The 20,132-nt window shown below is 67.1% G+C and carries 23 protein-coding genes; 9 read left to right on the forward strand and 14 right to left on the reverse strand.

Annotation, left to right across the window (positions count from 1 at the left end; all coding sequences use genetic code 11):
- Positions 1-306: 306 nt before the first annotated feature.
- Complete coding sequence (locus tag ASE70_RS11775) at positions 307-981, reverse strand: fasciclin domain-containing protein (RefSeq protein WP_056505000.1); 675 nt, start codon at positions 979-981, stop codon at positions 307-309.
- A 104-nt stretch (positions 982-1,085) separates the two neighbouring features.
- Positions 1,086-1,985: a hydrogen peroxide-inducible genes activator gene (locus ASE70_RS11780; RefSeq protein ID WP_056505004.1), complete on the reverse strand. Its 900-nt coding sequence runs from the start codon at positions 1,983-1,985 to the stop codon at positions 1,086-1,088.
- A gap of 129 nt (positions 1,986-2,114) precedes the next feature.
- Between ASE70_RS11780 and ASE70_RS11785 the strand changes: the two genes are divergently transcribed.
- Complete coding sequence (locus ASE70_RS11785) at positions 2,115-2,657, forward strand: peroxiredoxin (protein ID WP_056505007.1); 543 nt, start codon at positions 2,115-2,117, stop codon at positions 2,655-2,657.
- A gap of 113 nt (positions 2,658-2,770) precedes the next feature.
- A complete protein-coding gene (locus ASE70_RS11790) occupies positions 2,771-3,292 on the forward strand; it encodes a carboxymuconolactone decarboxylase family protein (protein WP_055822545.1) in 522 nt (173 codons plus the stop codon).
- Positions 3,293-3,494: 202 nt separating this feature from the next.
- Here ASE70_RS11790 and ASE70_RS11795 read toward each other — a convergent pair whose 3' ends face one another.
- Positions 3,495-4,256, reverse strand: coding sequence for a sulfite exporter TauE/SafE family protein (locus ASE70_RS11795; RefSeq protein WP_056505010.1), 762 nt, complete (start codon positions 4,254-4,256; stop codon positions 3,495-3,497).
- Between the two features lie 151 nt (positions 4,257-4,407).
- Between ASE70_RS11795 and epsC the strand changes: the two genes are divergently transcribed.
- Genes epsC through ASE70_RS11810 form a run of 3 tightly spaced genes read left to right on the forward strand, consistent with a single transcriptional unit; the run spans position 4,408 to position 5,790 of the window.
- Positions 4,408-5,091 carry a serine O-acetyltransferase EpsC gene (gene epsC, locus ASE70_RS11800; protein ID WP_056505013.1) on the forward strand — a complete coding sequence of 228 codons (684 nt, stop codon included), beginning with the start codon at positions 4,408-4,410 and terminating at the stop codon, positions 5,089-5,091.
- Entirely contained in the window at positions 5,091-5,432 is a 342-nt protein-coding gene (locus tag ASE70_RS11805) for a DUF2794 domain-containing protein (protein ID WP_056505016.1), read from the forward strand. The genes epsC and ASE70_RS11805 overlap by 1 nt, the downstream gene beginning before the upstream one ends.
- A 52-nt stretch (positions 5,433-5,484) precedes the next feature.
- Entirely contained in the window at positions 5,485-5,790 is a 306-nt protein-coding gene (locus ASE70_RS11810) for a GFA family protein (RefSeq protein ID WP_235519870.1), read from the forward strand.
- Positions 5,791-5,865: 75 nt separating this feature from the next.
- On the opposite strand, the gene ASE70_RS11815 is transcribed toward ASE70_RS11810, so the two are convergent.
- The 9 genes from ASE70_RS11815 to ASE70_RS11855 all read right to left on the reverse strand — a co-directional run bounded on the left by ASE70_RS11815 (position 5,866) and on the right by ASE70_RS11855 (position 14,807).
- Complete coding sequence (locus ASE70_RS11815; RefSeq protein ID WP_056505019.1) at positions 5,866-6,891, reverse strand: hypothetical protein; 1,026 nt, start codon at positions 6,889-6,891, stop codon at positions 5,866-5,868.
- A gap of 251 nt (positions 6,892-7,142) precedes the next feature.
- Entirely contained in the window at positions 7,143-7,553 is a 411-nt protein-coding gene (locus ASE70_RS11820) for a Fe-S oxidoreductase (RefSeq protein ID WP_156356195.1), read from the reverse strand.
- Positions 7,554-7,631: 78 nt separating this feature from the next.
- Positions 7,632-8,324 (reverse strand): phosphate regulon transcriptional regulator PhoB, encoded by a 693-nt coding sequence (phoB, locus tag ASE70_RS11825; RefSeq protein WP_056399967.1) that lies wholly within the window; start codon positions 8,322-8,324, stop codon positions 7,632-7,634.
- Between the two features lie 2 nt (positions 8,325-8,326).
- The gene (gene phoU, locus ASE70_RS11830; RefSeq protein WP_056399969.1) at positions 8,327-9,028 is read right to left on the reverse strand and encodes a phosphate signaling complex protein PhoU; all 702 of its coding nucleotides are present in this window, start codon (positions 9,026-9,028) and stop codon (positions 8,327-8,329) included.
- A 10-nt stretch (positions 9,029-9,038) separates the two neighbouring features.
- A complete protein-coding gene (gene pstB / locus ASE70_RS11835) occupies positions 9,039-9,821 on the reverse strand; it encodes a phosphate ABC transporter ATP-binding protein PstB (RefSeq protein WP_056002936.1) in 783 nt (260 codons plus the stop codon).
- The gene (gene pstA / locus ASE70_RS11840; RefSeq protein ID WP_082438976.1) at positions 9,821-11,032 is read right to left on the reverse strand and encodes a phosphate ABC transporter permease PstA; all 1,212 of its coding nucleotides are present in this window, start codon (positions 11,030-11,032) and stop codon (positions 9,821-9,823) included. The genes pstB and pstA overlap by 1 nt, the downstream gene beginning before the upstream one ends.
- Positions 11,033-11,123: 91 nt before the next feature.
- Positions 11,124-12,506, reverse strand: a complete 1,383-nt coding sequence (pstC, locus tag ASE70_RS11845) for a phosphate ABC transporter permease subunit PstC (RefSeq protein WP_056505026.1) — start codon at positions 12,504-12,506, stop codon at positions 11,124-11,126.
- Positions 12,506-13,537: a substrate-binding domain-containing protein gene (locus ASE70_RS11850; protein WP_056505073.1), complete on the reverse strand. Its 1,032-nt coding sequence runs from the start codon at positions 13,535-13,537 to the stop codon at positions 12,506-12,508. The genes pstC and ASE70_RS11850 overlap by 1 nt, the downstream gene beginning before the upstream one ends.
- A 67-nt stretch (positions 13,538-13,604) precedes the next feature.
- The gene (locus tag ASE70_RS11855; RefSeq protein ID WP_056505029.1) at positions 13,605-14,807 is read right to left on the reverse strand and encodes an ATP-binding protein; all 1,203 of its coding nucleotides are present in this window, start codon (positions 14,805-14,807) and stop codon (positions 13,605-13,607) included.
- 87 nt (positions 14,808-14,894) lie between these two features.
- On the opposite strand from ASE70_RS11855, the gene ASE70_RS11860 reads away from it, so the two are divergent.
- Genes ASE70_RS11860 through ASE70_RS11875 form a run of 4 tightly spaced genes read left to right on the forward strand, consistent with a single transcriptional unit; the run spans position 14,895 to position 17,428 of the window.
- The gene (locus tag ASE70_RS11860) at positions 14,895-15,296 is read left to right on the forward strand and encodes a hypothetical protein (RefSeq protein ID WP_056399980.1); all 402 of its coding nucleotides are present in this window, start codon (positions 14,895-14,897) and stop codon (positions 15,294-15,296) included.
- A gap of 5 nt (positions 15,297-15,301) precedes the next feature.
- Entirely contained in the window at positions 15,302-15,577 is a 276-nt protein-coding gene (locus ASE70_RS11865) for an HPr-rel-A system PqqD family peptide chaperone (RefSeq protein WP_056505031.1), read from the forward strand.
- On the forward strand, positions 15,567-16,430 hold the full coding sequence (locus tag ASE70_RS11870) for an HprK-related kinase A (protein WP_056505034.1): 864 nt from the start codon (positions 15,567-15,569) through the stop codon (positions 16,428-16,430). Before ASE70_RS11865 ends, ASE70_RS11870 begins: the two co-directional genes overlap by 11 nt.
- On the forward strand, positions 16,427-17,428 hold the full coding sequence (locus tag ASE70_RS11875; RefSeq protein WP_056505076.1) for a nucleotidyltransferase domain-containing protein: 1,002 nt from the start codon (positions 16,427-16,429) through the stop codon (positions 17,426-17,428). Before ASE70_RS11870 ends, ASE70_RS11875 begins: the two co-directional genes overlap by 4 nt.
- Positions 17,429-17,683: 255 nt before the next feature.
- On the opposite strand, the gene wecC is transcribed toward ASE70_RS11875, so the two are convergent.
- Complete coding sequence (wecC, locus tag ASE70_RS11880) at positions 17,684-18,937, reverse strand: UDP-N-acetyl-D-mannosamine dehydrogenase (protein ID WP_056505039.1); 1,254 nt, start codon at positions 18,935-18,937, stop codon at positions 17,684-17,686.
- Entirely contained in the window at positions 18,930-20,054 is a 1,125-nt protein-coding gene (gene wecB / locus ASE70_RS11885; RefSeq protein ID WP_056505042.1) for a non-hydrolyzing UDP-N-acetylglucosamine 2-epimerase, read from the reverse strand. Before wecB ends, wecC begins: the two co-directional genes overlap by 8 nt.
- Positions 20,055-20,132: the final 78 nt, after the last annotated feature.

The following is a 20,132-nucleotide window of genomic DNA, read 5'->3' on the forward strand; positions in this document are numbered from 1 at the left end:
CACGCTGGACAACGCATCCTATCCTCCCCGTCCCAAATCAAAGGACACAGAAGAATCCAAAACGCGCCTCGTGTAAACAGTCCCCGCGCAGGCGGGGGTCTAGGGTTCCAAGCGCAAGCGGTTGTTCTGCTTGGCTCTGGACCCCCGCCTGCGCGGGGGTACGGCGCGTTTTTGGTGAAGCTTGCGACGTTCGCAACGGTCCCGATCACGTCCGGGGTAACGAGGACCGCCGGACGGGTGGCCCCAAAACGGAAAAGCCGGGCAGGATCTCTCCCGCCCGGCTTCGTCATTGTCCTGAGTCCCGGATCACCCGAGCTTCGGGGCCAGCACGCCGTTCACGACATGGACGACGCCGTTCGACTGCTGCACGTCATATTGCGTGACATAGCTCTTGCCGCCGCCGACATCGGTCAGCACCAGCGCGCCGTTTTCCAGCGTCGCCTTGATCGGCTGGCCCTCGACGGTGGTCAGCGTGGCGGTGCCGCCGCCGGCCTCGATCTGCGACTTCAGTGCCGCCGCGTCGAGCTTGCCGGCCACGACATGATAAGTCAGCACCTTGGTCAGCGAAGCCTTTTGCTCGGGCTTGAGCAGCGTATCGAGCGTGCCGGGGGCGAGGCGACCAAATGCTTCGTTGGTCGGTGCGAAGACAGTGAACGGACCCGGACCCGACAGCGTCGCGGCCAGATCGGCGGCCTGCACGGCCTTGACCAGCGTCGACAGGTTGCTCGCCTTCGATGCGTTGGCGACGATCGTTGCGGTCGGCAGCATCGGCGCGCCGCCGACCATCACCGGTGCGGTGGCGTTGGTGTTCGCCTGTGCGCCGGTCTGGGGGGTGCCGACCGGGGTCGTCACTGTCGCGGTGGTGCCGGTCTGTGCGCCGGTCGTCGCGGGCGGGGCGGGTTGTGCCGGGGCGGTCTGGGCATGGGCTGCGCCGGCCAGCGACAGGGTGAGGGCGGCGGCGGAAATCGTAGCGCGAATCATCGGTTTTCTCCGGTGGTTGCGGTGAATTGATGCGCGGTGCGTCGCGCACCGACCCCGGAAATACGGTTCAACCGCAAAAACGGTTCCCCCCGGACTGATATGGATCAGCCGCGCTCGGCGGTCAGTACGTCGGCCAGCAGGCGGAAATCGCGTTCGCGCGGCGACGCGCGCCGCCAGACCAGCGCGATACGGCGCTGGGCGTTTTTCGACTCGATCGGCCGCGCGGTGACCCCGGTGTGTTCGAGGATGCCGGCGTCGATCGCCATCTGCGGCAACATGGTGGTGCCGAGGCCATTGTCGATCATCTGGACGATCGTGTGCAGCGACGTGCCCATCATCATCGCCTGCCCGCGCAATTCGGGTTGTTCGCAGGCGCGCAGGGCATGGTCCTTCAGGCAATGCCCGTCCTCGAGCAGCAGCAGCCGTTCGGGATCGATGTCGTCGGCGACCAGCGGCGCGGTGTCGCCGCTATCGTTGCCGGGCACGGCGAGCAGCAGCCGATCCTCGAACAGCGGTGCGACCTCGACCTCGCCACAACCATAGGGCAGCGCGAGCAGCACGCAGTCGGTGCGGCCATGGTGCAGCCCCTCGCACGCCGCCGCGCTCGGCTCCTCGCGCAGGAACAGCTTCAGGTCGGGATAGTCGCGGCGCAGGCGGGGGAGCAGGCGGGGCAACAGGAACGGGGCGATGGTCGGGATGACGCTCATCCGCATTTCGCCCGACAGCGGCCGACCGGCGGCGCGGGCCATGTCGGTCAGTTCCTCCGCCTCGCGCAAGACCCGGCGTGCCTTGGCGACGATGCTTTCACCCAGTGGGGTGAACCGGACGACGCGGCGGGTGCGTTCGACCAGCACCACGCCGATCAGCGTTTCGAGTTCGCGGATACCGGCGGACAGCGTCGACTGGGTAACGAATGATGCCTCCGCCGCGCGGCCGAAATGGCCCGCATCCCGCAGGGCGACCAGATATTGCAGCTGTTTCAGCGTGGGCAGGTACACCGACATGGCCGGCTACTTATCGACTGCGCCAATCGATCCCAAGGGCAATTTCGATTGGAACGGTACGAACCGCACCCTATATCGCAACGCAGCAATTATCGGTGCGGCGACGCACCAAAACGAAAGGGCAATCCCATGCTGACCGTTGGCGACAAGCTTCCCGAATTCACCGTTCCCGTCCAGCAGGGCACCGCCGCGCTGCCCGCCGGCGAGACGCTGAGCCACGACGCGTTTCCCGGCAAGTGGAAGGTGCTGTTTTACTGGCCAAAGGACTTCACCTTCGTCTGCCCGACCGAGATCGTTGGCTATAGCGAGTTGAAGGACGACTTCGCCGATCGCGACGCCGTGCTGATCGGCGCGTCGACCGACACCGCGCACGTCCACCTGGCGTGGCGCAAGTCGGACCCGGATCTGGCCGCTGCCGACTTCCCGTGGATCGCCGACAATGGCGCGGTGCTGGCCAGCAAGCTCGGCATCCTCGACAAGAACGAGCATGTTGCGTTCCGCGCGACCTTCATCATCGATCCGGACAACGTCATTCAGGCGGTGCAGGTCAACGGCCTGAACGTCGGTCGCAACCCGCAGGAAACGCTGCGCGTGCTCGACGCACTGCAGACCGACGAACTGTGCCCGTGCAACTGGAACAAGGGCGACGACGTCCTCCAGGTCGCGGCCTGATCCTTTCGGGAGCGGGCATTCGGTCCGCTCCCCTCTTCTCCGGCACCCCAGCGCAGACCCGGCGACGCGCCCGGTCGGCTGGGGTGTCGTGTATCTGCTGTATGGAGACGCCCATGTCGCTCAAGGAATTTGCGGGCCAGCTGCCCGATTTCGCCAAGGATATCCGCCTGAATGTCGGCTCGCTGCTGAACGAGACGGTGCTCGACCCGCAGAAGAAGTTCGGGACGATGCTCGCCTGCGCGCACGCCACCGGCCACAAGCCGCTGGTCGAGGCGGCGGAGGCGGAAGTCGCCGACAAGCTGTCGCCCGAAGCGGCCAATGCAGCGCGCGCGGCGGCGGCGGTGATGGCGATGAACAACGTCTATTATCGCTTCGTCCATCTCGCCAAGAACAAGGAATATGGCAATCTGCCCGCCAAGCTGCGGATGAACGTCATCGCCGCGCCGGGGATCGACAAGGTCGATTTCGAGCTGTTCAGCCTTGCGGTGTCGGCGATGAACGGCTGCGGCATGTGCATCGACGCGCATGAGGACGTGCTGAAGAAGCACGGCGTGAAGGCCGAGGTGATCCAGGGCGCGGTGCGGATCGGAGCGGTGCTGGCGGCGGTCGCTACCGTGCACGCGGCAGTGGCTTGATCCGGCTTTAGAAGGAAGAAGTTGGTTCGGGCAGAGGCGCGGAGGCGCAGAGAGGCTCGTTTGGGGAAACCGATCGCGTAGCGATCAGCCTCTTCGTACGCTGCGACAGGGACGAAGGTCCCGCTGTCGCGGGACGATCGTGCGCCGCAACTCCTCCGCGCCTCTGCGCCTCCGCGCGAACCAATTTCTGCTTCTGTCAGACCTACGACAATGCCCGGTACACGCTGTACAGGCTGGTGATCGTCAGCACGATGCCGACCAAGATCAGCAGCGTGCGCGCCGGGATGTGCTTGGCGAACATCGCCCCGAACGGCGCGGCGACGATGCCGCCGATCAGCAGCCCGGCGACGGCGGTGGTGAATGCCTCCAGCCCGAGATGGAGCAGGAACGTCGCCGAAATGCTGACCGTCAGGAAGAATTCGACGGTGTTGACGGTGCCGATCGTCGTACGCGGCGTGGCGCCCTGTACCAGCAGGTTGGAGGTGACTACCGGCCCCCAGCCGCCACCGCCCGCCGCGTCGAGGAAACCGCCGATCAGCCCCAGCGGGGCGATGACCTTCGGCTCTTTCGGGGTCGGCGGTTTGCGCAAGCCGCGCCACAGCAGATAAAGGCCGATCGCCGCCAGATAGGTCATGACGAACGGCCGCGTCACCGACGCGTCGAGCGACGACAACAGATACGCGCCGGTTACGCCGCCCGCGACGCCCGGCAGCAACAGCCGCCAGAACAGCTTCCAGTTCACATTCTTGTGCAGCACATGGCTGATCCCCGACACGCCGGTCGTGAAACATTCCACCACATGGACGCTGGCCGAGGCGGTGGCGGGCGGCACGCCCAGCACGCTGACCAGCAAGGTCGACGAAATCACCCCGAACGCCATGCCAAGCGCGCCATCGACGATCTGGGCGGCGAAACCGGCGGCAATGAACTCGGCCAGACGCATCCAGTCGATATTCTCGAACATCCAAATTCCTTCGACATCGGCTCAAGCGGCCGCCAGTGATGACGGCAAACGACAATGCCTACAAGATACATAGGGTTTGTTACGCCTACAGCATGGCTTGGCGGCGGGCGGGCGGGTGCCTACATGCGATTGTCGTTTAAGGGGATTGCCCATGTTCGCGCGGCTGGTGCGCTATCTGGATTCGATCAAGGCGCGGGACCCCGCGCCACGGTCGCGCGCGGAAATCCTGACCTATCCGGGCGTATGGGCGGTGGCGCTGCACAAGGTCGCGCACCGGCTGTTCAAGGCACGCTGGTATTTCGGCGCGCGGTGCGTGAACCATTTCGCCCGTTTCATGACCGCGATCGACATCCATCCGGGTGCTACGATCGGGCGGCATTTCTTCATCGACCATGGTTTCGTCGTGATCGGCGAAACGGCCGAGATCGGCGACGGCGTCACTATCTATCAGAACGTTACGCTGGGCGGGACCAGCCCCGATAACGGGATCGCCGGCAAGCGCCACCCGACGATCAGCGACGGTGCGATCATCGGGTCGGGTGCGCAGGTGCTGGGGCCGATCACCATCGGCCGGCGTGCGCGGGTCGGTGCCAATGCGGTGGTGACCAAGGACGTGCCCGAAGGGACGACCGTCGTCGGCATCCCGGCGCGCCCGACGGTGGTCGAGGGCGGGCAGGCGGGCGATCCGCGCTTCGTGCCCTATGGCACGCCATGCCGCGACACCTTCGACCCGCAGACGCAGCGGATCGAAATGCTGCGCTGCGAACTGGAAACGCTCCGCCGACGGCTGGACGAGGTGCTGGCCGAACAACAGGACCAGCGCGACCGCGCCTGATGGGAGTCGTCACGCCCTTTCCCGCCGCGCGCCAGCCGGGGCAGATCGGGTTCGACCGCGCCGAACTGACGCGCATTCTCGATCTCTATGGCCGGATGGTCGCCGCCGGGCACTGGCGCGACTATGCGATCGATCTAGGGCGCGAGGCGGCGGTGTTCAGCGCCTTTCGTCGGGCGACCGAACGGCCGGAATTTCGGATCGAGAAGCGGCCGTCGCTACGCAACAAACAGGGCATGTGGGCGCTGGTCGGCGAAGCGGGCGCGGTGGTGAAGCGAGGCCACGAACTGGGGCCGGTACTCGCCCCGGTCGAACGACGGCTCATGAAGCTGGTCGAGGAGTAGCGCCGTGCACCGCGGGTCCTGTCTTTGCGGTGCAGTGACCTTCGAAGTCGCTGTGGACTTGCCGCCTCCCGACGTCTGTCATTGCCGGTCGTGCCGAAAGCAATCGGGGCATTGTTTCGCCTCCACGGATGTTCCGAAAACGGCACTCACGGTCACAGATTCGGGGTCGCTCGCGTGGTATCAGTCCTCCGAGAGGATTCGACGCGGCTTTTGCGCGTTGCGGATCGACGCTGTTCTGGGAGCCGTCCCATCGCGACTGGATCGCCGTCGCAATGGGGGCGTTCGACGGCCCGACTGGCACCAGCGTCAAAAGGCATATCTTTGTGGCGCAGAAAGGCGACTATTACGCGATCGGTGATGACACTCCACAGCACGCCTAAAAAAACGGCCCCGGTTGCCCGGAGCCGCTGGAGTTCGCTCACTAAGGAATGTTTCAGGCCATCGCCACGGGCGGCAGGCGTTCGCCCAGACCGCCGAGCACCCCAACTACCGTGCGGCGCATCGGTTGCCAGAATACCGACAGCGTCAGCAGCGCCGAGCCGATGACGAAGGCGGTGAACGCCGCCGACAGTTCGACCGCGCCGGCCTGTTCGAACAGGGCGTAGAGCGCGTAGAGGACATAGGCGAGGCTGGAGACCAGCAGCGCGCGGCGGTCGACGGCCAGCGCAACGACGCCGAACAGGATGTAGAGCGCGATCACGACCACCGCCATCGGCAGCGTTACGGTCGGCCCGAACACGCCCAGCAGCTGGAACAGGGAGTGCGCGATCAGCGGCGCGGCGACGAGGTGCAGCCAGAAGGCGACGTCGCTGCGGCGGGTGCGGCGGTCGCGGTCGCTCATGTCCCAGCGCATCGCCGCGACGAACACGCCGAGGCCGCCGAGCAGGGTGACCGGGTAGAAATTGTCCTTCAGCACCGGGAAGGCGGCGACCAGCAGCGCGGCGACGGTCGCGACCAGCGCCGCGGCCCCGGCGGCCACGGTGATCGGCACCATGAACCGCCGCCAGTGCAGCCATGCCGCGCCGGCGGCGACGATGCCGATCCCGGCGACGATCATCGCGGTGGTGCGGTCTGGCAGGTTATGCGGATCGAGTTCGACCATGACCCCGACCAGCGTGGCGGCGACCCCGCCGACGAACGCGAGCAGCAACAGGATGCTGGGCAACGCCATGCGGCGGCGCGCGGTGAAATATTCGGCAAGGAACCACGCGGCCCCCGCGACGCCGAAGCCCCCCAGCGGCGTCAGGATGGTGCCGCCGATCCAAGCGAGCGAGACCAGCAGCAGCGCCAGCGCGACCGAGACGAAGATGTCGTTGAACCCGGTCAGCAGCCGGAAATGCTCTTCGTCGACCACCGGCGTCGCGCGTTGCCGCGCGATATGGGTGCGAAGGGCTTCGACGGTGTCGGGGGACAGGACCCCGGCCTCCACCGCGCCGTTCAGATCGCTCTCGCTGTACATGCTGCTACCTCCCTGTATTGGTGGAGTATAGCAGTGGTGTATTGTTGATACAATACGCGTGGGGCAAGTGTTACCGATTGTCACCCGGACGTGATCCGGAATGATGCGTCTGCTGCCCGGACGAAGAAGCGGGACCCCGGGTCAAGCCCGGGGTGACGGAAGGGGCGATCGGCCGACCCGTTGCTTGCCACAACGCAAAAACGCCCCGCCGGTTGGGGCGGGGCGCTTGCTTGGCCGTCAGGCTGATGGACTTACTTGCCGCCGGGGTTGCGGCAGCTGTCCTTCACGGTGCGCGAACAGACCGGATAGCTCTGCGGCGCGGCCGGGGGCGGGGTCGTCTGCGCCGGGGCGAAGGTCACCTGCGGGGTGCCGGCCATCGGTGCGTTCGCCATCGGGGCAGGCGGTGCCATCGGCGGGCCGGCAGCATTCGGATCGCCTGCCATCGGTGCCGGCGGGGGCGGCGGCGCGTTGGGATCGGCCGGTGCGTTGGCATCGGGTGCCATCGGCGCGGGCGGCGGGGTCATGTTGTCGGCAGGCGGGGTCGGCGCGCCCGGCGTACCCGGCTGCATCGTCGAATCGGCGGGCGGCGTGGTCGGCGAGGTCGTCTGGGCGACGGCGGCACTACCGATCAGCAGAGCGGCCATGAAAGCTACAGTCTTCATGGGAAAATTCCTTTTCGACTTGTTTCGTTTAGGCTGCGGTCCAAACGAGCCAAGTCGAAAAGGTTTCCGCCCGAGTGTTCAGCCGGTCGCGTCCAGTGCGTAGCCGGCCGAACGCACGGTACGGATGATATCGGGCCGATCGCCGATATTGATCGCCTTGCGCAGCCGCCGGATATGCACGTCGACGGTGCGCGATTCGATGTCGGAATCATGCCCCCACACCGCATCGAGCAGTCGTTCGCGCGAAAATACCCAGCCGGGATGTTCGAGGAAGTGTTTGAGAAGGCGGAATTCTGTCGGGCCAAGCGGCACCACTTCGCCGCCGCGCCGCACACGGTGGCCGACCGTGTCCATTTCGATATCGGCGTAGGTCAGCGCCTCGCCGGCCAAGGCCGGACGTACCCGGCGCAATACGGCGTTGACGCGCGCGACCAGTTCGCGCGGCGAAAACGGCTTGGTAACATAATCGTCGGCACCGGTTTCGAGGCCGCGGACCCGATCCTCTTCCTCTCCGCGCGCGGTCAGCATGATGATCGGCACGTTCTGCGTTTCGGCCTGCCGGCGCAGCTGGCGGCAGACCTCGATCCCCGACAGTCCCTCGACCATCCAGTCGAGCAGGACGATGTCGGGCGTCGCCTCGCGCGCGAGCAGCAACGCTTCCTCGCCCTCATGCGTGCGGACGACCTCGAAATCCTCGCGCTGGAAATGAAAGGCGATCAGTTCGGCCAGCGCCGCATCGTCTTCCAGCAGCAACATCCGTGCCTTGGTCATGATTATCCTGCGAATTCCGAAGTTTCACGCTCGGCCAGGGTGCGGCCGGTCGCGGCGAAATAGACCATTTCGGCGACGTTCGTCGCATGGTCGCCGATGCGTTCGAGGTTCTTGGCAACGAACAGCAGGTGCGCGACCTGGCTGATCGTCTTGGGATTTTCGACCATATAGGTCACCAGCACCCGGAAGATGCTGTTGTAATAATCGTCGAGCGCATTGTCGCGCTTGCAGATTTCGACCGCCGCCTGCGCATCGCGCGCCGAAAAGGCGTCGAGCACGTCATGGACCATGTCGGCGGCGAGCTGCGCCATCGCCGGCAGGATGCTGAGCGGTTCGATACGCGGGTCGTGGGTCTCGCCATGGATCGACGACACGCGCTTGGCGATGTTCTTGGCATAGTCGCCGATGCGTTCGATCACCGCCGCGATCTTCAGCGCGGCGACGACCTCGCGCAGATCGTCGGCCATCGGCGCGCGCAGCGCGATGACGCGGACGACCAGCTTCTCGACCTCCGCCTCGATCGCATCGATCGCCTTGTCCTGCGCGCGGACCTGTTTGGCGAGCGCCGGATCGTTGCGGGCCAGCGCCAGCATCGCGTCGCTGATCGCCTGTTCGGCGAGGCCACCCATTTGCGAGATCAGCGCACGCAAATGCCCGATATCGCGGTCGAATGCCTTGACGGTGTGTTCGTGGCCGGTCGCCATCTCGTCTCCCTCAACCATAACGCCCCGTAATATAGTCTTTTGTGCGCTCTTGCCGGGGGTTGGTAAAGATGTCGGACGTGCGGCCATATTCGACCAGCGTGCCGAGATGGAAGAAGGCGGTGCGTTGCGACACGCGCGCTGCCTGCTGCATGTTGTGCGTCACGATGGCGATGGCGTAGCGGCCGCGCAGTTCGTGGATCAGTTCCTCGATCTTGGCCGTCGCGATCGGATCGAGCGCGCTGCACGGTTCGTCCATCAGGATGACTTCGGGATCGACGGCGATGGCGCGGGCGATGCACAGCCGCTGCTGCTGGCCCCCCGACAAGGCGGTGCCGCTGTCCGACAGCCGGTCCTTCACCTCGTTCCACAGACCGGCGCGGGTCAGCGAGCGTTCGACGATGCCGTCCATGTCGCCCTTCGACGCGGCGAGGCCGTGGATGCGCGGGCCGTAGGCGACGTTCTCGTAAATCGATTTGGGGAAGGGGTTCGGCTTCTGGAACACCATGCCGACGCGGGCGCGCAGCTGCACCACGTCCATCGCGGGGGAATAGATATCCTCGCCGTCCAGCCGGATGTCGCCGGTCACGCGCGCCGAGGCGACGGTGTCGTTCATCCGGTTCATGGTGCGCAGGAAGGTCGATTTGCCGCAGCCCGACGGGCCGATGAACGCGGTGACATGCTCCATGGCGATGTCGATCGACACGTCCTTGATCGCCTGTTTCTGGCCGTAAAAGACGTCGACGCCGCGCGCGGACAGCTTCGGCACGGCGTTGGAGAGAGTGGTGTCGGTCATTACCAGCGGGTCTCGAAGCGATTGCGGAGATAGATGGCGAGCGCGTTCATCGCGAGGAGGAACGCCAGCAGCACGAGGATCGCGGCGCTGGTCTTTTCGATGAAGCCGCGGCTGACCTGATCGGACCACAGGAAGATCTGTACCGGCAGCACGGTGGCGGGATCGGCGAATCCCTGTGGCGGCTGGCTGATGAACGCGCGCATACCGATCATCAGCAGCGGCGCGGTTTCGCCAAGGGCGCGGGCCATGCCGATGATCGTGCCGGTCAGGATGCCGGGCAGCGCCAGCGGCAGGACGTGGTGGAACACGACCTGCACTTTCGACGCGCCGATGCCGAGCGCGGCGTCACGGATCGACGGCGGCACCGCCTTGATCGCGTTGCGTCCGGCGATGACGATGACCGGCATGATCATCAGCGCCAGCGTCAGGCCACCGACGATCGGTGCCGAGCGCGGCAGGTTCAGCGTGCCGAGGAACACCGCCAAGCCAAGCAGGCCGAAGATGATCGAGGGGACCGCCGCGAGGTTGTTGATCGACACCTCGATCAGGTCGGTCCAGCGGTTCCGGGGGGCATATTCCTCAAGGTAGAGCGCCGACAGCGTGCCGACCGGGAACGCGATCAGCAGCGTCACCAGCATCGTCATCAGCGACCCCTTCAGCGCGCCCCAGATGCCGACCGCGGTCGGATCGGTCGAATCGGCCGATTTGAAGAAGTCGGCGTTGAACCCGGTCGAGATCGCGCCCGCCTTTTCCAGTCGCGCGACCAGCGCCTCCGCCTGCGCGTCGCCATCGGCCTTCGCCGCTTCCTCGACCGCCGGGGCGGCGGGGACGGGGATGGTGACCTTGCGCGACAGGATCGACGGGTCGGCCTTGATCGCGTCGCGGACGGTCAGCCACGCGCTGTCCGAGATGACGCGGTTATCCTCGCCGAACGCTGCTGCCGCTGCGCCGTTGACGGCGTTTTCGACCCCCGCGCCGGCCAGCGCCAGATCGGCACCGCGGCCCTGCAACTGCGATCGCTCGACCTCGATCCCCGCGGTCGGGAAATCGATCGGCAGCGCGACCAGCGTCCGCTGAAACCCGCCCGCGCCGCTGATGAGCATGGTGACCAGCAGGAAGGCGAGGAAGCCGGCCGACAGGACGACGGCGGCCAGCCCGAAAAAGCGGAAGCGGCGTTCGGCGGCATAGCGGCGGCGGATGCGCTTCTGCATCGCCCCCGTCTTCCAGTCGGTCGGCACGCGTTCCGGAACACGGGCGGGCACGTCGCGGTCGATCGCGGGCGATCCGGCGACGTTCGCAGGATTATTCATACGCTTCCCGATACCGTTTGACGACGCGCAGCGCGACGACGTTGAGAAGGAAGGTGATCACGAACAGCGTGAGGCCGAGCGCGAAGGCGGCGAGCGTCTTGGGGCTGTCGAACTCGGCCTCGCCGGTCAGCAGGTCGACGATCTGCTTGGTGACGGTGGTCGCGCTTTCGAACGGGTTGAGCGTGATCGACGCCGCGCCCGATGCCGCCATGACGACGATCATCGTCTCGCCGATCGCGCGGCTGACGGCGAGCAGCACCCCCGCGACGACGCCGGGGAGTGCCGCGGGCAGCAGCACCTTGCCGATCGTCTCGCTGGTGGTGGCCCCCATCGCGAGGCTGCCGTCGCGCATCGACTGCGGCACCGCCGCGATCGAATCGTCGGCCATCGACGACACGAACGGGATGATCATCACCCCCATCACCAGCCCGGCGGCGAGCGCGCTTTCCGAACTGGCGAACGGCATGCCGAGCATGACCGCGAGGTCGCGGATCGCCGGGCCGACGGTCAGTGCGGCGAAATAGCCATAGACCACGGTCGGGACGCCGGCGAGGATCTCGAGGATCGGCTTCATCCATTTGCGCACCGCCGGCCGGGCATATTGCGTCAGATAGACCGCGCTCATCAGCCCGAACGGGATGGCGACGATCATCGCGATCACCGCGCCGATGAAGAAGGTGCCCCAGAACAGCGGCACCGCACCCAGCGTCGCGCCCGGATCGTTCGAACGGATGACCTGCGGGCTCCAGTTGGTGCCGAACAGGAAATCGGTGACCGGCACGATGCGGAAGAACCGCCAGCTTTCGATCAGCAGCGACAGGAAGATCCCGAGCGTGGTCAGGATCGCGATCAGCGACGCGACCAGCAGCGCGAGCATCACCGCGCGTTCGACCTGCGTCCGCGCGCGATAATCGGGACGGATGCGGGTGAAGGCGAAGGCACCGCCGGCAAAGGCGAGCAGGATGGCGAGCGTGGTGCCGATCCAGTCGTAGCGGCTCTGTGCGTCGGCATAGGCCGGGGCCAGCACCTCGGCTTGGCGGTTGAACGCGCCATAGGCGTTGCCGAGCGCGAGCGAGCGCGCCTCGGCAAGGATCGCCGAGCGTTCGAAGCCAGGACCGGGCAGGCCCGTCGCGGCGGGCGTCGACAGCACCGAGTCGCGGACCAGCGCCGGCGACACCGCGCTCCAGATGCTGAGGAACAGCAGCGCCGGGGCGGCGATCCAGATCGCCATATGCCAGCCATGCTGACCCGGCAGCGAATTGGGGCGATCGGCAGCGGTCAGGGGCTTGGCGAACCGGGCGGCGCGGGCGCGGGCGACCATCCAGCCGATCCCGCCGAACCCCAGCACCAGCAGGATCAGCGTGACGCCGTGCATCAGTGCAGCTCCGCCGGGTTCATCGCGGTCTGGCTGGCGATCTCCGCCGCCGATTCGGCGCGGACCGCCGCCGGGGCGGCGATCATGCCACGCCGGGTCAGCGGGCCGCCCGGGTCCCACGACCTGGCATACATGGCGAGGAAGTCGTTCATGCCGGGCACGGGTTTGATGTGCGCCTTCTTCACATAGATGAACAGCGGGCGCGCCCCCGGATAGGTGCCGCCGGCGATGCTGTCGTAGCTGGGCGCGATGCCGTCGATCGGCACGCCGTGCAGCCGCGACTTGTTTTCCTCGAGATAGGAATAGCCGAAGATGCCGACCGCGTTGGGGTTGGTCGACAGGTTCTGGACGATCAGATTGTCATTCTCGCCCTTGTCGACATAGGCCGCGTCCTCGCGGATGCGGGTACAGATGTCCTCGTACCGGTCCTTGTCGCGCTCTTTCAGCGCCTTGACCCCCGGCACCGCGGCTTCGCAGGCAGGGACCATGATGAGTTCGACCAGCGCGTCGCGAGTGCCGCTGGTCGCGGGCGGGCCGAAGAACTGGATCGGAATGGCGGGCAGCGCGGGGTTGATCTGGTTCCACATCCGCGCGGTGTTGGGCTTGCCCAGCGGATTGGCCGACAGCGCCATATACACGTCGCGCTTGGTCAGTTGCAGCTTCGGGCCGTTGTTGGATTCGGCCAGCGCCACGCCGTCGACGCCGACCTGAATTTCCATGATGTCCTTCACGCCGTGCGCGAGGCAGGTCGCATATTCCGACTTCTTCAGCCGGCGCGACGCGTCGAGGATATCGGGATGCTGCGGACCGACGCCCGCGCAGAACAGCGACGCGCCCGCGCCGGTGCCGGTCGATTCGACCAGCGGCGCGCGCAGGTCGGGGTTCGCGTTGACCAGCATTTCGGCGACGGCGGTGGTGAAGGGATAGACGGTCGACGACCCGACGACGCGGATATGGTCGCGCGACGTCTGCGGCTCGCAAGCGACGAGCGCGAGGCCGAGGGTCAAGACGGACGCGATCCGAGCGGTCATGCGGTTCCGGATTCCAGGCGCGTCGACGGTCATTCGCGACGCTCCGGGGTGCTCTGTTACCATGGCGTTACGGCTTCATGACAGTGTGCAGGGGCAACAGGACGCTGACGGTCGTGCCGTCGCCCACCACGCTGCCGATATCGAGCCGCCCGCGATGCCGTTCCACGATGTGCTTGACGATGGCGAGGCCGAGGCCGGTGCCGCCCAGCGCCCGGCTACGTCCCGAATCGACACGATAAAATCGTTCGGTCAGGCGCGGCAGATGGTCGATCGCCACCCCCTCGCCATGATCGCGCACCACCAGTTCGGCCATGGTATCGCGCGGGGCGAGCCGAATTTCGACCGGGGTGCCGGCGCGGCCATATTTCATCGCATTGCCGATGACGTTGTGCAGCAGTTGCGACAATTGCGCGCGGTCGCCGATCACGGTCACCGCCGGTTCGACCAGCAGCGACAGGTCTCCGCCGCGCGCCGGGTTGGTCGCGCTCACTTCGTCGCGGACCGCGCGCAGCATCGCCGACAGGTCGACGGTCTGGTCGGGCGGCCGGTATTTCTCCGCCTCGATCCGGCTGAGCGAGATCAGATCGTCGATCAGCCGCTGCATCCGCCGCGCCTCGTCGTTCATGACCTTCAGGAAACGTTCGCGCACTGCGGGGTCCTCGCCCGCCTCGTCGCGCAGCGTTTCGATGAACCCCAGCAGCGAGGCGAGCGGGGTGCGCAGTTCGTGGCTGGCATTGGCGACGAAATCGACGCGCATCCGTTCGGTCGCGCGATTGCCGGTCCGGTCGGCGAGATGGACCAGCCGCCGCTCGCCGCCCAAGGCACGGACCCGCATCTCCCAGCTCTGGTCGCGGGCACCAAGGCCGACCAGCCCGACCGGTTCGGGATCGTCGCTGTTGCCGAACAGGCGTTCGGCGGCGGCGGGATGGCGGATGGCAAGGCGGACGTCGCCGCCGACGATATGCTGGCCGAGCAACGTGCGCGCGGCGGGGTTGGCGGCCTCGACATGGCCGGCGACGACGACGAGGATCGGTTCGTCGATGGCATCGATCGCCGCCTGCGTCGCGGCGGAGCCGTGCTGCCGCGCGGTATCGGACGATTCGGTCGTGCCGCGATCGGGGGCGTGCAGCCCGGCGACGAGGACCGCGGCGACCGCACCGACCAGCACCAACGCGCTGGCGTTGATGCCCGCACCCAGCAGAAACGCCAACAGGGCGACGCCGACCGCAAGCGCGATGGCGAGGGGCAGGCGGGGGCCGAATTCGTCCATCGCTCCCGATTAGGCGCAAGTGCCGCCCTAGGCCAGTGCGTCCGTCTTTACGATTGCGTAATCGCGCTGGTTCAGGAAGATGACCCGATGGCCGACGATCCGCATTCCCCCGCCACGCCCGGTGGCGCGACCACGCGGCGCACGCTGCTGATCGGTGCGGCGGGGGCGTCGGCGGTCGTTTCGATCCGGCCGGCGCTGGCACAGACGCAGGCGTCGGTAATGACCTGCGAAATCCCGGTGCCCGACAATGCCCGGCGCGGGCAGATGATCGATGCCGAGGGCAGCGTCGTCGCGCCGGGTACGCCGGGGGCCTTTCCGGGGGCCGATCGACCGTTCACCGGCGAGGATGTGAAGCGCGCGATGAACGGCGCGAACCTGCCCGGTGCCGATGGCGACACCACCCGCGCCTATATGAAATATGTCCAGCGGTTGCAGAACGGGACCAGCGGCTTCACCTGCTTCGCATCGTTGCAGATGCCGCGCGGCTGACGCGCATGGGCGCACGCTATCGCGCGCCGCCGCCGGGGCATGTCCTGTTCCTGTCGCTCGATCCGCTGACGGCGATCTATCACCGCGCGTCGGGGCAGACGCATGTCGTGGCACCGCCGGTGCCGGAGATGCTCGCGCTGCTGGTCGATCCGCGGACGCCCGAACAATTGCTGGCGGCGCTGGCGGAGCGGTACGACCTGCCCGACGGCGATCTGACGGCGCTGACCGCGCGGCTCGACGAACTGGCGGCGATCGGGCTGGTGACACGCGATGCGGCATAGCCGGACGCTGCGCATCGGCCCGGTCGGGTTCCGGGTCGGCAGCGACTGGCGCGCACCGATCGCGGCGCTCGACGACCTGTATCGCGACTATCCGCTGCCTGATGGCGGGATCGCCGATTTCAACGTCCGCCTGTTTGCCGCGCGGCCGTGGCGGCGCTTCGTCCGGCCGGCGGTGACGATCGGGGGCGACTATATGCTGCCCGACGCGCTGCCGCTGCCGCTGGCACAGGGGCTGCTGGCGGCGGAGATGGGGATGAATTTGCAGATGGCGCTGGCGCAGCGGCGCTATCTGTTGCTCCACGCTTCGGCGGTCGAGCGGGGCGGGCGGGTATTGTTGTTGAGCGGGGTGTCGGGGGCGGGGAAGTCGACGCTGGCGGCGTTGCTGATGACGCGCGGCTGGCGGCTGATGGGCGACGAGTTCGCGCTGGTCGACCCCACCACCGGGCTGGTCCACGCCTTCCCCCGGCTGGTCAGTCTGAAGAACGAGGCGATCGGGGTGGTGCAGGGTGCCGCCCCCGAGGCGCGGTTCGGGCCGTTGCTGACGGGAACGCCCAAGGGGGATATCCGCCATCTGGTCCCCGACGCGACCGCCATCGCAGCGATGGATCGACCGGCGGTTCCGGCACTGCTGCTGTTTCCGACCTTTGGCCCTGCTCAGGCGGTGCGCGACGTCGGCGCTGCGGAGACGTTCGTGCGGCTGACCCAGGCATCGACCAACTATGTCGCGATGGGCGAGCGTGGATTCGGCGCGCTGGGGCGGCTGGTGCAGGACGTGCCGGTGCGGGCGATCGACTATGCCGATACGGATACCGGGCTTGCGCTGGTCGAGCAGTTGTGGAGCGCGCTGGCATGACCGATGCCCGCCTTGCCGGCGCGCTCGCCGATCCTGCCCTATGGGACGGGTTGGATTCCCCCGACAGCTGGAACGCACTGATTGCGGCGGCGCGAGCGGAGCAGTTGATCGGCAGCCTCGCCACCCGGCTTGACGGCATCGCTATGCCGCCCGCCGCCGCGCGGATCATGGCCGATGCGCGGGCGTCGGCCGAACAGGGGCGGGTGGCGGCGCTGTGGGAGGCGGAGATGGCGCGCCGCGCACTCGCGCCGCTCGGGGTGCCGGTCGTGTTGTTGAAGGGGACGGCGTTCGTCGCCGCCGGGCTGGATGCGGGGCGGGGGCGGTCGATAGGCGATCTCGACATCCTCGTGCCGCGCGACGCCCTTGATGCGGTCGAGGCGGCGTTGCTGGCGGCGGGGTGGGAATGGGTGAAGCCCGACCCGTATGACGATGCCTATTATCGTCGCTGGATGCACGAACTGCCGCCGCTGATCCACCGGACACGCGATCGGATGATCGACGTCCACCACACCATCCTTCCCCCGACCGCGCGGCCGACGCCGGATGCGGCGCTGCTGATCGCCGATGCGGTGCCGCTCGGCAACGGGCTGTCCGTGTTGTCGCCCGCCGACATGGTGATCCATGCCGCCGCCCATCTGTTCGCCGATGGCGATTTGCAGGGTGGCCTGCGCAACCTGTGGGATATCGACCGGCTGGTGCGGGAGTTCGACGATGGCGGGTTCGTCGATCGGTTGATGGCACGCGCCGGGCGGCATGATCTGGTCCCCGCGACGGCGCGGGCGTTGCGGCTGGCGAAGCGAATTTTCGGGACGCCTTTGGAAGGGTTCGCGCCGGTCGCTTCGGATGCGCTGTTCGTCCGGCGGCTGCTGGCGCGCGATGGCTGGGGGCGGTTGCGGCATCGGGGGACCGAGTTCGGCTTCTATGTCCGGTCGCACTGGTTGCGGATGCCGCCTGCGATGTTGGCACGGCATTTGTGGACGAAGTTTCGGAAGAAGTAGTTGGTTCACGCGGAGGCGCGGAGGCGCGGAGTAGAAGAAAGAGGTTGTTCGCGGAAAGGCGCAAAGGACGCTGAGGGGTTGTGGACCGGGCCATCTCAGCCTGTCTGGCGCAGCCTTTTCTCTTTCGGCGGCCCAACGAGAGAGGGCCGCTGTCGCGGCGAGCGCAACATCTTCGCGTCCTTTGGGCCTCTGCGCGAAAATCAAACCTTCTTCTACTCCGCGTCTCCGCGCCTCCGCGTGAACCCCCCTAAACCTTCAGCGCCACATGCCCCGCGTATCGTATACCTGCTTGCCGACCCGAACCTCCGCCGGCACCCGCTTGAACACGCCATGGTCAACCAGCACGACCAGAATGTCGTTCGCCAACCCGTCGTCGAGCGATACCAGCCGCCCGCCCGCCAGCGCCTTTGGCAGGCTGGTGACGAACGGTTCGACCAAATCGATCCGGTCGCCGAACCGCTCGATCAGCGCGGCGGCGACCTTTACCGCCGGGCTTTCGCGCAAATCGTCGATATCGGCCTTGAACGCCAGGCCCAGCAGCGACGCGCGCGCATCCGGCGACGCGTCGAGCATCGCGGCGGTGCGGGCGACGACATGGTCGACCTTGCCGTCATTCACCTCGCGCGCGGTGCGGATTAGCGGGGTCTGTTCGGGGGCGGCATCGACGATGAACCACGGGTCGACCGCAATGCAGTGGCCGCCGACGCCGGGGCCGGGCTTCAGGATGTTGACGCGCGGGTGACGGTTGGCCAGCTCGATCACGTCCCAGACGTTCAGGTCCATCCGGTCGCACACGATCGACAATTCGTTGGCAAAGGCGATGGCGACGTCGCGGCTGGTATTTTCGACCAGCTTGACCATTTCCGCCGTCCGCGCGGTGGTGACGGTGCAGGCCCCCTCGACGAAGCGGCGGTAGAAGGCGCACGCCGCCTCGGCACAGGCCGGGGTGATCCCGCCGATCGAGCGTTCGTTCGATACGAGTTCGAGGATGATCCGCCCCGGCAGCACCCGTTCGGGGCAATAGGCGACCGCAATGTCGGGCGTGTCCGACAGCCCCGGCAGCGACAGATCGGGGCGCAGTTCGGCCAGCAGGTCGCGAATCTGTTCGGTGGTGCCGACCGGCGAAGTCGATTCGAGGATGACGGTATTGCCCGGCGTCAGCACCGGCGCGATCGCGCGGGTGGCGTCGAGGACATAGGACAAATCGGGGGCATGGCCGGGGCCGAACGGCGTCGGCACCGCGATAACGAACACGTCGGACGGGGCGGGGGTGGTCGCAGTGGTCAGCCGGCCGAGCAGCACGACGTCGCGCACCAGCGTGTCGAGATCGGCTTCCTCGATATGGATGTCGCCGCGCGCGACGGTGTCGACCACGCGCTGGCTGACGTCGATCCCGATCACCCGCGCGCCCGACCGGGCGACCACGGCGGCGGTCGGCAGGCCAATATAGCCGAGCCCGACGACGCACACGTCATAGCTGGCCGCAGCCGTGATCCGCTGTTCAAGCATAGAGTGTCTCCACGATGCGTGCGGACGCATGGCCGTCTCCGAAGGGATTATGCGCCCGTGCCATCGCGGCATGGGCGGCCGGGTCGTCGAGCAGCCGCGTTACCTCTGCAACGATGCGGTCCTCGTCCGATCCGATCAGCCGGGCGGTGCCGGCGGCGACCCCTTCGGGACGTTCGGTCGTCTCACGCAGGACCAGCACCGGCTTGCCGAGGCCCGGTGCCTCCTCCTGCACGCCGCCCGAATCGGTGAGCACGAGGTAGCACAGGTCGAGCAGGCGGACGAACTGCGGATAGTCCTGCGGATCGAGCAGCGCGACGCGCGGGTGATCGCCGAGCATCGCCTCCATCACGCCGCGCACCTGCGGGTTGGGATGCACCGGAAAGGCGATGCCGATATCGTCGCGATCGGCGATGCGGGCGATGGCGCGGGCGATGCCGTCCATGCCGCCACCGAAATTCTCCCGGCGATGGGTGGTGACCAGCAGGATGCGCTTGCCCGCGAACCGCTCCGCCACAACGTCCAGCGCCTGCGTCCGGGTCGGATCGGCGGCGATCCGCGCGCGCGCCAGATGCAGCGCGTCGATCACCGTATTGCCGGTGACCTGTATCCGCGACGGCGGCACGTTTTCGGCGAGCAGTGTGTCGGCGGCGGTCCGGGTCGGGGCGAAATGCAGGTCGGCGATGCTGCCGACGATCTTGCGGTTCACCTCTTCGGGCCAGGGGTGATAGATATCGTGGCTGCGCAGGCCCGCCTCGACATGCGCGACCGGCACCTTGCGATAATAGGCGGCCAGCGCTGCGACCATCGCGGTGGCGGTGTCGCCCTGTACGATCACCCGGTCGGGCCGCTCGGCATCGAACACCGGCCCCAGCGCATCGAGCAACCGCGCGGTCAGGGCGTCGAGCGACTGGCCGGCGGTCATGATGTCCAGGTCGATGTCGGGCACGATCCCGGCAAAGGCCAGTACCTGATCCAGCATCTCGCGGTGCTGCGCGGTCACGACGACGCGCGTGTCGAAGCCGGGATGCGCGCGCAGGGCATGGATCAGCGGGAACAGCTTGATCGCTTCGGGACGCGTGCCGAACACGACCAACACCCGTTGCACTTGCTTGCGCATCAACGACCCCCGCGACCGGAATTGGTCGCTGCTGCGGTGTGTCCTAGCGGCAGGAGTTTAACAATTGGCCAAACTCCT

Origin of the sequence: Sphingomonas sp. Leaf22, assembly GCF_001421715.1 — a bacterium.
Classification (GTDB): Bacteria; Pseudomonadota; Alphaproteobacteria; order Sphingomonadales; family Sphingomonadaceae; genus Sphingomonas.

Excerpts from the sequence above, each read along its gene's own strand:
- ASE70_RS11775 (WP_056505000.1), bottom strand. The coding sequence starts at position 981 with ATGATTCGCGCTACGATTTCCGCCGCCGCCCTCACCCTGTCGCTGGCC.
- ASE70_RS11780 (WP_056505004.1), bottom strand. The coding sequence starts at position 1,985 with ATGTCGGTGTACCTGCCCACGCTGAAACAGCTGCAATATCTGGTCGCC.
- ASE70_RS11785 (WP_056505007.1), top strand. The coding sequence starts at position 2,115 with ATGCTGACCGTTGGCGACAAGCTTCCCGAATTCACCGTTCCCGTCCAG.
- ASE70_RS11790 (WP_055822545.1), top strand. The coding sequence starts at position 2,771 with ATGTCGCTCAAGGAATTTGCGGGCCAGCTGCCCGATTTCGCCAAGGAT.
- ASE70_RS11795 (WP_056505010.1), bottom strand. The coding sequence starts at position 4,256 with ATGTTCGAGAATATCGACTGGATGCGTCTGGCCGAGTTCATTGCCGCC.
- epsC (WP_056505013.1), top strand. The coding sequence starts at position 4,408 with ATGTTCGCGCGGCTGGTGCGCTATCTGGATTCGATCAAGGCGCGGGAC.
- ASE70_RS11805 (WP_056505016.1), top strand. The coding sequence starts at position 5,091 with ATGGGAGTCGTCACGCCCTTTCCCGCCGCGCGCCAGCCGGGGCAGATC.
- ASE70_RS11815 (WP_056505019.1), bottom strand. The coding sequence starts at position 6,891 with ATGTACAGCGAGAGCGATCTGAACGGCGCGGTGGAGGCCGGGGTCCTG.
- ASE70_RS11820 (WP_156356195.1), bottom strand. The coding sequence starts at position 7,553 with ATGAAGACTGTAGCTTTCATGGCCGCTCTGCTGATCGGTAGTGCCGCC.
- phoB (WP_056399967.1), bottom strand. The coding sequence starts at position 8,324 with ATGACCAAGGCACGGATGTTGCTGCTGGAAGACGATGCGGCGCTGGCC.
- phoU (WP_056399969.1), bottom strand. The coding sequence starts at position 9,028 with ATGGCGACCGGCCACGAACACACCGTCAAGGCATTCGACCGCGATATC.
- pstB (WP_056002936.1), bottom strand. The coding sequence starts at position 9,821 with ATGACCGACACCACTCTCTCCAACGCCGTGCCGAAGCTGTCCGCGCGC.
- pstA (WP_082438976.1), bottom strand. The coding sequence starts at position 11,032 with ATGCAGAAGCGCATCCGCCGCCGCTATGCCGCCGAACGCCGCTTCCGC.
- pstC (WP_056505026.1), bottom strand. The coding sequence starts at position 12,506 with ATGCACGGCGTCACGCTGATCCTGCTGGTGCTGGGGTTCGGCGGGATC.
- ASE70_RS11850 (WP_056505073.1), bottom strand. The coding sequence starts at position 13,537 with ATGACCGCTCGGATCGCGTCCGTCTTGACCCTCGGCCTCGCGCTCGTC.
- ASE70_RS11855 (WP_056505029.1), bottom strand. The coding sequence starts at position 14,807 with ATGGACGAATTCGGCCCCCGCCTGCCCCTCGCCATCGCGCTTGCGGTC.
- ASE70_RS11860 (WP_056399980.1), top strand. The coding sequence starts at position 14,895 with ATGGCCGACGATCCGCATTCCCCCGCCACGCCCGGTGGCGCGACCACG.
- ASE70_RS11865 (WP_056505031.1), top strand. The coding sequence starts at position 15,302 with ATGGGCGCACGCTATCGCGCGCCGCCGCCGGGGCATGTCCTGTTCCTG.
- ASE70_RS11870 (WP_056505034.1), top strand. The coding sequence starts at position 15,567 with ATGCGGCATAGCCGGACGCTGCGCATCGGCCCGGTCGGGTTCCGGGTC.
- ASE70_RS11875 (WP_056505076.1), top strand. The coding sequence starts at position 16,427 with ATGACCGATGCCCGCCTTGCCGGCGCGCTCGCCGATCCTGCCCTATGG.
- wecC (WP_056505039.1), bottom strand. The coding sequence starts at position 18,937 with ATGCTTGAACAGCGGATCACGGCTGCGGCCAGCTATGACGTGTGCGTC.
- wecB (WP_056505042.1), bottom strand. The coding sequence starts at position 20,054 with ATGCGCAAGCAAGTGCAACGGGTGTTGGTCGTGTTCGGCACGCGTCCC.